Consider the following 11,601-nt stretch of genomic DNA (forward strand, 5'->3'; position numbering starts at 1 on the left):
GCATGTGTTAGGCCTGCCGCCAGCGTTCAATCTGAGCCATGATCAAACTCTTCAATTAAAAGTTTTTGAAACCGAAGTTTCGTGCTCAATGAATTCTGTATAAATTGACTATATAGTCACTCATAAGAAATTGAGACTCTAATTCTTTTGCTCCTGAATCAAGAGCTGTTAGAACTCAATCTGTACGAGTGCCCACACAGATGATTGCTTCATATTTTTAAAGAACAATGTAACTAACCCTTGGTTAGTTACCGCAGCGTTGCTGCGAAGTGGAGCGCCATATTAACCGCTTCACTTTTAAAGTCAACTAGAAAATTTAATTTTTTAATTAATCTTTCAATTTAACTTTAACCTTCACTTTGCTCTGCGCTTTTCGTTGCATCCCGCCGTGTCAGTGGGTGCGCATTATAGGGAGATTTGAGATTGGCGCAAGCGTTTTTTTCATTAAAAATAAAAAAACGCTCACAAACGCTCAAATTACAGACAAAACACTGATTTTCGCCTAATAAACAAGCTATTTAGCCCTTAATCACACTCGATTTCCAATAACCAGCCACACTTTTCTTGATACTTTGCTTCTTGTTCAAGCTCAGTTTGCATTAATGGGTGTGTCTCCAACCAAGTTTTGGGCACTGTCAAAGTTAATGTCTCTGGTTCACTGGCCGTAAGAAAGAGTTCAGGCAATACATCATCTTGTCGGCGCATTGATAAAATAACGCCAATGCGTAATAGCCTAATTAATACCTCTGCCAATCTTTGATTAGAGCCAAGTTGAGAAAAACTCTCAACATCGATATCTAATCGGTGATTACTAACCATTGCCGCAATCAGCTGTTTTTGAGCTCTGGTATAACCGGGCATAACACTATTGTTAAGAATATAAGCGCTATGTTTATGGTATTCCTTATAATCAATTAATAAGCCGAGTTCATGGACGACCGTTGCCGCGCGCAACGCATCAGAACCAAACTGAGTATCAATTGACCAGTACCCTTTGAGTTGATTTAGAAAGCTATTGCTAATCTCAAAGACGCGCTGGGCTTGAAGACCATCAACATGGTATCGAGCCATAAAACAATTCAGCGTACGCTTGCGAATATCAGAAACGCTCAAATCGTCTATCATGCCATAGAGCACCCCTTCGCGTAGTGCGCCACCTGCTAAGCCCATCCGTTCTATTTCCAACGACTCGAACAAAGCTATCAGAATTGCTAGGCCAGACACGAAAACGAGTCGACGCTCTTCACTTAATCCGGGCAGATCAAGTTTAGATATTGTCTCGCAGTCAATCGCCATTGATTTAATTGCTGTTAACTTTGGTAAAACCAGATATTCATCAAGCCCAAGAGCCGCAAAGATTTCTTGTATTGCTTGAACAGTGCCTGACGCTCCTATCGCTAACTCCCACCCTACTTGCTGGAACTCAGCGACATGGGGTGCAATCACGGCTTTTGCTGCCGCTATCGCATGGGTGAAGTTTTCATCACTCAACAGGCCGTCTTTGAAATACCTTTCAAGGTAAGTAACGCAGCCCATATTAAGGCTATAATATATATGAGCGTCAAAGCCTCGACCGATTACAACTTCGGTACTCGCCCCCCCAATATCGACAACCAACTGCTTACCATGGCATGACGACGTATGAGCAACCCCTTTATAAATGGTGCACGCTTCCAACTCACCACTAATGATCTCAATTTTGTGATTGAGAATTTTCTCAGCTCGTAACTTAAATTGTTCCGCATTTTTAGCTAGACGTAATGTCGCTGTCGCAACAATCTTTATATTTTGTGGTGGAATATCCTGCAGCCGCTCCGCAAAAAGTGACAAGCACTCCCAACCTCTTTCCATTGCTTCTTGAGAAAGCACATTTTGCTCATCAAGTCCGGCGGCCAACCTAACTTTACGTTTTACTCTGCCAATCGTATGGACGCCGCCCGCCATATGCTTTGCAATAAGCATATGGAAGCTGTTTGACCCCAAGTCTATTACGGCATATACATTATTCTGTGGTGAGTTATATCCCACGCTCGTAACCTCTACTTACCCTTACTACACCTAATTATGTTTAGGCGTTGATTTTTGATAACTGCCTTGTCTGCGAGTATTGCCACGCTTTCTCTGACCAGATTGATAATTTCTGCGATGTTGTTTTACTGGCGGCTTGAGGTCATCTAATAATGCGCTTTTGTCATAGTGAGATACAGGAATGGAATGATCTATATATTCCTCGATCTCATGCAAATTATACGCATATTGCTCACATGCAAAACTAATCGCATGCCCCGAAGCACCAGCTCGACCTGTTCGGCCGATACGATGCACGTAATCTTCTCTATCATCAGGTAAGTCAAAGTTAAATACGTGGCTTACTTCCGGGATATGTAATCCTCGCGCGGCCACATCAGTCGCGACAAGTAGATCTAATTCCCCTTTAGTAAACTTAGTCAAAATAGACAGGCGTTTTTTCTGGTTTACATCACCTGTAAGTAAACCAACACGATGACCGTCAGCTTTCAACCACTCGTAAACATTTTCACAACTGTGCTTTGTGTTTGCAAAGACAATTGCCTTATCTGGCCAATCTTCCTCGATTAGAGTTAAAAGTAAAGGTAATTTGTCCTCTTGAGAGGGGTGAAATAGTTCTTCTTGAATACGCTTACCAGTTTTAACATCAGGCTCAATCTGAACATGAATCGGATTGTGCATATGCTCAAAGGCCAGCTCCTGCACCCGGTAAGATAATGTCGCAGAAAATAGTAAATTTAATCGTTCTTGCGTTCCAGGCATGCGATTAAACAGATAACGAATATCTTTGATAAAGCCTAAATCAAACATACGATCAGCTTCATCTAGTACCACAACTTCAATACTATTGAGGTTAAACGCGCCTTGTTTGTAGAAGTCGATCAGTCTACCTGTGGTACCAATTAAAATATCGACGCCTTTTTCTAGTTGTGCCCGTTGTTTTTCATATTCTTCGCCACCATATACTAAACCTAACTTTAAATTACAGTGTGGTGCGATAACTTTTGCATCTTTGTGGATCTGTATTGCCAACTCTCTAGTCGGCGCCATGATAATGGCTCTGGGTTGTACAGATGCTTGCTGTTCAGGTTGATTTTGCATTAAACGATGACAAGTCGCGGTAAGGAATGCCAGTGTTTTACCGGTTCCTGTTTGCGCCTGACCCGCAATGTCCCTGCCTTCACATACGTAAGGCATACACTTTGCTTGAATTGGCGTACAATACTCGAAGCCATTCGCTGTCAAACCGGCGACCACTTCCGGTGCTAAAGCAAAGTCTGAAAATTTGGTATTGGTCAAATGTGTCTTAGTCATAGCAATAAAGCATAACGTTTAAACTTGCAATAAGAAACAAGAGTGTTTAAATACGCACTAAATAATTCGCCTAATTTCTAACGGAGAACGTAATGAGCGACAAAATTATCCAATTAACTGACGACAGCTTTGAAGCTGACGTACTTAACTCAGACAAACCTGTTCTTGTTGACTTTTGGGCTGAGTGGTGTGGTCCTTGTAAAATGATCGCGCCAATTCTTGATGAGGTAGCTGGTGAGTTTGAAGGTAAAGTAACTATCGCCAAACTAAATATCGACCAAAACTCAGGTACTCCTGGCAAATTTGGTATCCGCGGTATTCCAACACTACTTCTATTCAAAGACGGTGCGGTTGCTGCAACTAAAGTGGGCGCACTTTCTAAAACTCAGCTTGTTGAGTTTCTAAACGACAACGTTTAAAAACAAAAAGCCCAAAATACTCTGTAATTTGGGCTTTCACTTTTGCTTGCCTGCGAAATTTAAAGATTAATGGATTAATTTTTTGTATAAAGACTGGACGACTCGATGGCTAGCTGCTAACTTATAGAGCCACAAACCTTTTTATCGAATTTCAACTCAATCCCTCGTGCGACGAGAAAACAACGTTAATTAAAGAACCCACCAATATGCATTTACGCGAACTTAAAGACAAGTCAATAAATGAGCTTGTAAAACTTGCCGAGTCAATGGGACTCGAAAACGTAGCCCGTCTTAGAAAACAAGATATCATTTTCGCTATCTTGAAAGCCCATGCAAAAAGCGGCGAAAACATCTATGGCGGCGGTGTTTTAGAAATTCTCCAAGACGGCTTTGGCTTTTTACGCTCTTCCGAAGCTTCATACTTAGCAGGGCCGGATGACATCTATGTATCGCCGAGTCAAATCAGACGCTTTAGCTTGCGTACTGGTGATTCAATTAGCGGTCTTATCCGTCCACCAAAAGATGGCGAACGCTATTTTGCTCTATTAAAAGTTAACGAAGTTAACTTTGATAAGCCAGAAAACTCTCGAACTAAAATCTTGTTCGAAAACTTAACGCCTATCCATGCTAACGAACGTTTAGTAATGCAGCGTGGTAACGGCAGTACTGAAGATATTACAGCGCGAGTTTTAGACCTTGCTTCACCAATTGGTAAAGGTCAACGTGCACTTATCGTTGCGCCGCCAAAAGCGGGTAAAACGATGTTGCTTCAGAATATTGCACAATCGATTTCTTACAATAACCCTGACGCTACGCTGATGGTACTGCTGATTGACGAACGTCCTGAAGAAGTAACAGAGATGCAACGCCTAGTGCAAGGTGAAGTTGTAGCATCAACATTCGATGAACCAGCAAGCCGTCACGTTCAAGTTGCTGAGATGGTGATTGAAAAAGCTAAGCGCTTAGTTGAGCACAAAAAAGATGTCGTCATCTTGTTGGACTCAATCACTCGTCTAGCGCGTGCTTACAACACTGTTATTCCTTCATCGGGTAAAGTACTCACAGGTGGTGTCGATGCCAATGCACTACATAAACCTAAGCGATTCTTTGGTGCCGCTCGTAACGTTGAAGAAGGTGGTAGCTTAACAATTATTGCTACTGCGCTTATCGATACTGGCTCTAAGATGGATGAAGTTATCTACGAAGAGTTCAAAGGTACAGGTAACATGGAATTACACTTAAACCGCAAGATTGCGGAAAAGCGTGTATTCCCAGCAATTGACTTCAACCGCTCAGGTACTCGTCGCGAAGAGTTACTAACTAAGTCGGACGAGCTACAAAAAATGTGGATCTTACGCAAGATTGTACATGAAATGAGTGAAATAGACGCGATGGAATTCTTAATCGATAAACTCTCTATGAGTAAAACAAACGATGAATTCTTCGACTCAATGAAGCGTAAATAATCAAAAAAAACCTGCTGATGCAGGTTTTTTTTTGCCCTGTAAAAGCTTGGAATTCACTTTGAACTAGTCTATACCTATTAGTCTAATTGGAAAAAAGTTTCCAGTTTTTAAGACCATAGAAGGGAGACTCAGGTATATGCGTTTAAACGTCGGAGTGATCAGTACCACGTGCGCTAATCTAACCATTACAGTACTTTGCGCTTTATATTTTAAGTTTTCATTACCCGCAACACTCACGTTATGCGGCTTGATTGTTTTGAGTGCCTTCTTAGTTTACACAGTGATCTCAAAATACAGCAACAAAGGCAATTATTTAGATAGCCTAGTCAGCGCTTTGCTCGCCGATACCAATATTGATCTCACCTATCGATTTAATGAACAAGACAAACAACTTCCTAAAGCCTGCCTTGCGCTCAATGCTGGGATAGCGACCATAGAACACATTATTTGCGAAGTGTATACCTGCTCAGCTCGACTCGCACCAATGGCAGATGACCTTAGGGATACCTATGCATCTATGACTCAAAAGGCCACCATTCAACATGCGCATGGTGAAGACCTTGCTAGCTCCATCAATCGTATGCTCGTTGTTTCAAGGGAATTAGATGACAACTTAGATAAAATTTATTGCTCTGTTGAAGAGGCCACCGAAGCAGTTAAAAAAACACGCGTTGATACCGATAAAAGTCAAGAAAGCTTAATTAGCCTTGCTGAACATATTCGGCAAACGAGTAAACAAATTGAGGCATTGAAAGCCGATAGCGATGCAATTAGTGCCGTGATAGATGTGATTAACTCAATAGCAGAACAGACTAACTTACTCGCCTTAAATGCGGCCATTGAAGCCGCACGGGCAGGAGAGCAAGGGCGCGGATTCGCTGTCGTTGCCGATGAAGTACGTAGCCTCGCCGCACGCACTAGCAAGTCAACTCAAGAAGTACGTGCCATGGTCAGTAAAATCCAAGCGGGTACTGACAGCGCTCACTCGTTAATGCTGCTTGCTTTAGAGGAAACCGACAGAACAGTTCAGCTGTCCGAAGAGTCCACCAAAGAGGTCGATCAAATCGAACATGCCATGCTCGACATCAACGCCATGTCACACAGCATTCATAGTCAAGTAAAGCAACAAAAAGTGGTCTCTGATGAAGCTCAATCGAGCATTGAATCAATGGTTGAGTTGAATTCAGATGCACTTTCAAGTTCCAAGATCCAAGCTGTATCCAGTACCGATCTGATAAACCTCTCTAACAGCATTCATGAGAAATTGAGTATTTTCAAAACAGAAACACCAGAACCAGATTTAGACCCTCGCGTTGACAAAAGCCGCACGCATACCGAAGAACCAATTGGTAAACAAACTGAGCACCTGCCGCTCGATGATCCGAGTGATTCAGGAGATATCGAGTTGTTCTGAGTAAGCTTGCACTTTAAGTTCATCGCACAAGATCAAAAACAGGTCTTGGTACTGGGAGGTGTTTTGTTGCTTTAAGGCTGCCTCAAATTGCTTTGCAATGTCTGCAATTGGCGAAAAACCGAACACAGCTGCTGCACCAGCCAGCTTATGACAGTGATACTGTAATCCAGCATAATCTTCCTCTTGCCATAAGTCGATAAGCTTATAACGCTCTTGCTCAAGCGTTGATGCAAAGCTCTGTTTCAAATCCGTCATATCTAGACTGATTTCAGCCTCTAACTGTTCACTGTTTGCGTTGTTCAAAGTCGTATTCAATACTGAGACTAATTTATCTTGTTCCAGAGGTTTACTTAGATGCCCGTCAAAGCCACTATCCAAATAATACTTGATTTCGTGCTCCATCACATTCGCGGTTAACGCGAATATTGGCCCTTCATAACCAGCTTGTCGCAATAGGCGTAAGGCTTCGAGGCCATCCATTTCCGGCATTTGAATATCCATCAATACCAAGTCTGGGTAACTGCTTAGACATTTTTCTACGGCCTGTTTGCCATCGGGTGCTGACTCCACCCGTACACCGAGATTGGATAGAACACGTTCAAATAAAACTCGATTGTCGTCATGATCTTCTGCAAGTAACACCAGCCCCGAAAACTGATGCACTCTAAGCGCCTCTACTTGCTGACAGCTCTCCTGTTCAGCTTGTTTGTTAAGCCGCGAGCATGGCACCCAAAAAGCAAAGCGACTGCCAACATGCAATTCGCTGGTTACCTTTATTGTGCCTCCCATCATTGCAGCAAGCTGCTGTGATAAGCTCAGTCCCAACCCAGAGCCGCCAAATCGGCGTGTTATGCTGTTATCACCTTGTTGAAAGTGCTCAAAAATCTTTTCAAGTTGCCCTGCCGACATCCCTATTCCCGTATCACTTACACTGAACAGTATCCCACCTTCTTGAGATTCAGCTAATAGCTCAACATGTCCATGGTGAGTAAATTTAATGGCATTGCTTAACAAGTTAATTAAAACTTGCTTGACTCTGACGTAGTCCAAACAGACTCGGTAGGGCGTATCCAATCGATGATCCACGATGAGTTCTAAGGACTTTTCCAAACAGGGATGATGAAACATATCGGTGATATCAGACAATAGCGACTCAACTTTAAACTCAGTGAGCTCTAATTCAAGTTGTTCAGCCTCGATTTTACTCAGATCCAATACATCACTGATCAGCTCTTTTAAATGTCTCCCTTGTCGCATCAATACGGTGAGGGAGGCTTTGAGCTGTTCATTATCTTTGTGCTCAAGGAGCATATTTTCGCTGTAGCCCAAAATAGCCGTTAATGGAGTGCGTATTTCATGGCTTATATTGGCAAGAAACTGGCTTTTTACTTGATTCGCACTGCGTAACTGATCGGCCGTTTTTTGTAATTCAGCAGTACGCTGTGCCACTTCGTGACTCAAATCTAATTTCGCTTTACGTTCAATCGTACGACGATACCAAGCCACTAATGCCAATAAGGCAAAGCCAACCACCAAGCCACTCATCCACATTAATTGCTGTTGTTGCTTCGTTTTTAGCTCTTGTAATTGTTGTGCTTGCTTGAGTTGAGCCAGCTCTTGGCTTAACTCGCTTTCCTCAAAGCGCTTTTGATACTTTTCGGCTTTCTCTAGCAATGCTTGGTTCAACAATTGAAAAATGGCGTGATCGTAATCAGTGAGTGTTTGTAACGCTTGAGCCGTGTCTCCCTGGGCGGACTCAGCCAGAGCAATGATCGAGAGCGCTCTTTTCTCACGTAATTCAGCGCCTAACACTTGATTCATTTCTAAGCTTCGTTGCGCCGCTTCTTTCGCTTCAGCTATCTGCCCTTTAACCAAAAAAACTTGGGCCTGTACATACAAAGCTTCGGACATATTAGAGTCATTTTCCGCCTTTTCGGCATAATAAATAGCAAAGTTAACCTGTGTTTCAGCAAGTGGCATATTGCCTATAGCAATACTTACTTTAGCTAAATTACTGTACTCGTAAGATAGGTGCTTAACATCATTGACCGCTTCATAATAATCAATGGCTTTCTGTAAATACGTGCGGGCCAGCTCAAAACGTGAAGTTTGCGTATACAATACCCCTAAATTTGCCTGTGATAAGGCGATACCATAGCTGTCACCCAGCTTTTCAAAAAGTGTGATGGCTTTTTGCAACAGTTCTTCAGCTTTTTGATATCTTAATAGACGAATATACACACCAGCGATATTGAGAATAATATCCGCTTGATCTTGCTCACTTCCATGTTGCTTGTAAATTTCATAGGCATCTAAGTAATGAGATAAGGCACTCATCAAGTCATGCATTTTAACAAATGCCAAACCTAAATTATTTTGAATATGAGCCACTTGAATTAGAGGCTGATGGGCTTTTGCGAGCTCGAGCGCGCGCGCATAATCTTTTTCAGAAGCGGCAAACTCTCCCAGATGATACCAACCGATGCCCTGCATTTTTACTGCGGTGAACTGTCGTATTGGGTCTTGCTGTTCATTTAATATCACTTCCATGCGCTTAAAAAAGTGGACCCCTTGACGCAGTTCTCCGCGCTGAAAAGCCAATTTTCCCAAGGCCTCAAAAAGCGTGATTCTTTGTGCCAATGTGAGCTGAGGATGGTTTAATAATTGCTCACCTGCCATCTGTTGCTCTTGCCAGCTCTCCAGTTGCGCAATATTTTGTATTTGTTGCTCGAGCGATTTTACTTCACTTTCCTGTTCAGACGCAGAGCCGAAATAGCTCAGTCCCAAAGTAAAAATCACTATTAAGCACTTATGTATTAAAGCCATCCATGCCATCCCGATTTGCAATAGCGTAATAATTAATCGACAATCTTTAAGGTCATGAAGATACACTATGTTTACAGGCCGAACAATGATCAACCCGATTCTCAATATTATTTTTGACATCATCTCGGCGAGTCCGCATTTGAAAGTACATGAACTGGCAGAGCAACTGAAAGTCCAAAAAGCGCTTCCTGAACTAGATAAAGATAGTCATAAAGATCTGTTTAAAATAAATTTTTTAATAATGAATGGACTATATCAATTACAAAATGAGCTATTCGACTCGCATCATTTGGTTCATATCTCAGCGTTAGACATTTATATTGAACGTATGCAACCAGACCAAGACACCATCAATGCGGACAACCAAAACCTCCCCTCACACACAGATCCGCTCAAAAGCTATTATTTAGATTGGAACAACTATGATACCAGTAAAGAAGAGATTGAAGCGCTGTTAAATGGATTTTGGCAACGCTATTTAAGCTGTGACAAAGGGGCTGGTTGTATGCAATCTCGAGAAGCGCTCATAAAGAAATGGCAACTGCCCAGTGCGTATGACTTACCTACCTTGCAAAAAAAGTGGCGAAGACTCGCTTTGTCTTGTCACCCAGATAGAGGCGGGAATAACCTCGAGTTTAACCAAATTAAACTCGAGTACGAACAGCTAAAAATGGCACTTTAGTCAAAAAGATTTATCTATACCAATCGCTTAGCTTTAATGCGTTTACCTTTGACTTTATCGGCATGTAACTTACGGATTGCAGGTTTCACTGCATCTCTATAGATGGCGATATACGCTTGATTGTCTTGTACGGTGATGGTGCCGATATGTGCTGAACCGATACCGTTTTCACCTGTTAAGCATCCGACAATATCACCCGCTCGCACTTTTTGCTTTTTGCCCGCATCGATCATGACAGTCACCATACGAGGCTTATACACAGGCTTATCAAGTAGACTCAGCGGTGGCGTAGGCGATGGATTAAACTCTCGCTCATAAAGCTCACTCAGTTGCTTCACTTTAAAGGTTTCGTTTTCACCATACAGCGAGCAGGCAAAACCTTTTTTCCCGCCACGGCCTGTACGTCCGACTCTATGGACATGCGTTTGCGGATCAAGCGCCATATGGTAATTGACCACCATATCGATGTCTTCAATATCCAAACCTCGGGCCGCAACATCCGTTGCCACCAATACAGAAGCACTCTTATTTGCAAATCGGAGTAACATTCTCTGGCGCTCGACTTGTGCTAAATCACCATGCAGCACAACCACTTGTAAGCCTGTTTGTTGTAGCTCAGTGAAAAGCTTTTTAGTTTCGACTTTGGTGTTGCAAAATACAATGCAACTTTCTGGCTTGTGTTGCAGCAACAGTAGCCTTAACGTATTAAATCTGAGTTTATTGTTTTTCAATGGGAAAAACTGTTGCTTGATTTGTCGATTCAGCGTTTCGGTTTCACCTTTAACCAGTGTCGGTGTCTGCATAAAACGCTGCGACACTTGTTCAATGTCTTTGGGGTAAGTCGCGCTAAACATCATAGTTTGACGCGCTTCTGGAAGATACACTGCGATGCTTTCAATTGCGTCAATGAAGCCCATATCCAGCATTTGATCCGCTTCATCCAGTATAAAGTGGCTTACTTGCGTTAAGTCTAAGGTCCCCTTGAACAAATGCTCTTCAACTCGACCAGGCGTCCCAACCACAATGTGCGCGCCATGTTCCAGCGAGCTGATTTGCGGACCAATCGGTTCACCCCCGCAAATAGTCAATACTTTTATATTGCCGAGTTCTTTTGCCAGCTTCCTGACCTCTTCAGCAACCTGATTGGCTAACTCTCGAGTCGGCGCCAAGATAAGGCCTTGGATCTGCTGATTAGAGGCATCGAGCTGCTGTAGCATTGCTAAGCTAAATGCCAGTGTTTTACCAGATCCTGTTTTTGCCTGTGCAACCACATCCTTGCCCGTAAGTAGCTCTGGTAAACTTTCTGCTTGAATCGGCGTCATTTGGCTGAATCCAGCTTTCTTAAGAGCGGATAGTAACTCTGCGCGCAATGATAATTGAGTAAAAAGCGGGTTCACATGGTATTCCTGACAAATCAAATTACATTGATTTTATCAAAGAAGGTTACCCTTG

8 protein-coding genes are annotated in these 11,601 nt (G+C 42.6%); 4 read left to right on the top strand and 4 right to left on the bottom strand.

Features of this window, described 5'->3' with window-relative positions; translation table 11 throughout:
* Positions 1-525 precede the first annotated feature (525 nt).
* Both gppA and rhlB read right to left on the bottom strand, forming a co-directional pair.
* A complete protein-coding gene (gene gppA, locus A7985_RS20500) occupies positions 526-2,028 on the bottom strand; it encodes a guanosine-5'-triphosphate,3'-diphosphate diphosphatase (protein WP_065792334.1) in 1,503 nt (500 codons plus the stop codon).
* Positions 2,029-2,058: 30 nt separating this feature from the next.
* The gene (rhlB, locus tag A7985_RS20505; RefSeq protein WP_065792335.1) at positions 2,059-3,342 is read right to left on the bottom strand and encodes an ATP-dependent RNA helicase RhlB; all 1,284 of its coding nucleotides are present in this window, start codon (positions 3,340-3,342) and stop codon (positions 2,059-2,061) included.
* 92 nt (positions 3,343-3,434) lie between these two features.
* Here rhlB and trxA point away from each other — a divergent pair, with 92 nt between their 5' ends.
* The 3 genes from trxA to A7985_RS20520 all read left to right on the top strand — a co-directional run bounded on the left by trxA (position 3,435) and on the right by A7985_RS20520 (position 6,641).
* The gene (trxA, locus tag A7985_RS20510; protein WP_063372138.1) at positions 3,435-3,761 is read left to right on the top strand and encodes a thioredoxin TrxA; all 327 of its coding nucleotides are present in this window, start codon (positions 3,435-3,437) and stop codon (positions 3,759-3,761) included.
* A 206-nt stretch (positions 3,762-3,967) separates the two neighbouring features.
* Complete coding sequence (rho, locus tag A7985_RS20515) at positions 3,968-5,227, top strand: transcription termination factor Rho (protein ID WP_065792336.1); 1,260 nt, start codon at positions 3,968-3,970, stop codon at positions 5,225-5,227.
* A 136-nt stretch (positions 5,228-5,363) separates the two neighbouring features.
* On the top strand, positions 5,364-6,641 hold the full coding sequence (locus A7985_RS20520; RefSeq protein ID WP_065792337.1) for a methyl-accepting chemotaxis protein: 1,278 nt from the start codon (positions 5,364-5,366) through the stop codon (positions 6,639-6,641).
* Here the strand turns inward: A7985_RS20520 and A7985_RS20525 are convergent.
* The gene (locus A7985_RS20525; protein ID WP_065792338.1) at positions 6,618-9,467 is read right to left on the bottom strand and encodes a tetratricopeptide repeat-containing hybrid sensor histidine kinase/response regulator; all 2,850 of its coding nucleotides are present in this window, start codon (positions 9,465-9,467) and stop codon (positions 6,618-6,620) included. The genes A7985_RS20520 and A7985_RS20525 overlap by 24 nt on opposite strands.
* A gap of 67 nt (positions 9,468-9,534) precedes the next feature.
* Between A7985_RS20525 and A7985_RS20530 the strand changes: the two genes are divergently transcribed.
* Complete coding sequence (locus A7985_RS20530) at positions 9,535-10,149, top strand: DNA-J related domain-containing protein (protein ID WP_081310658.1); 615 nt, start codon at positions 9,535-9,537, stop codon at positions 10,147-10,149.
* 14 nt (positions 10,150-10,163) lie between these two features.
* Here the strand turns inward: A7985_RS20530 and dbpA are convergent, their stop codons facing one another.
* Positions 10,164-11,546: an ATP-dependent RNA helicase DbpA gene (dbpA, locus tag A7985_RS20535; RefSeq protein WP_065792339.1), complete on the bottom strand. Its 1,383-nt coding sequence runs from the start codon at positions 11,544-11,546 to the stop codon at positions 10,164-10,166.
* Positions 11,547-11,601: the final 55 nt, after the last annotated feature.

The sequence above is a fragment of the Pseudoalteromonas luteoviolacea genome (assembly GCF_001696455.1).
Classification (GTDB): Bacteria; Pseudomonadota; Gammaproteobacteria; order Enterobacterales; family Alteromonadaceae; genus Pseudoalteromonas; species Pseudoalteromonas luteoviolacea_C.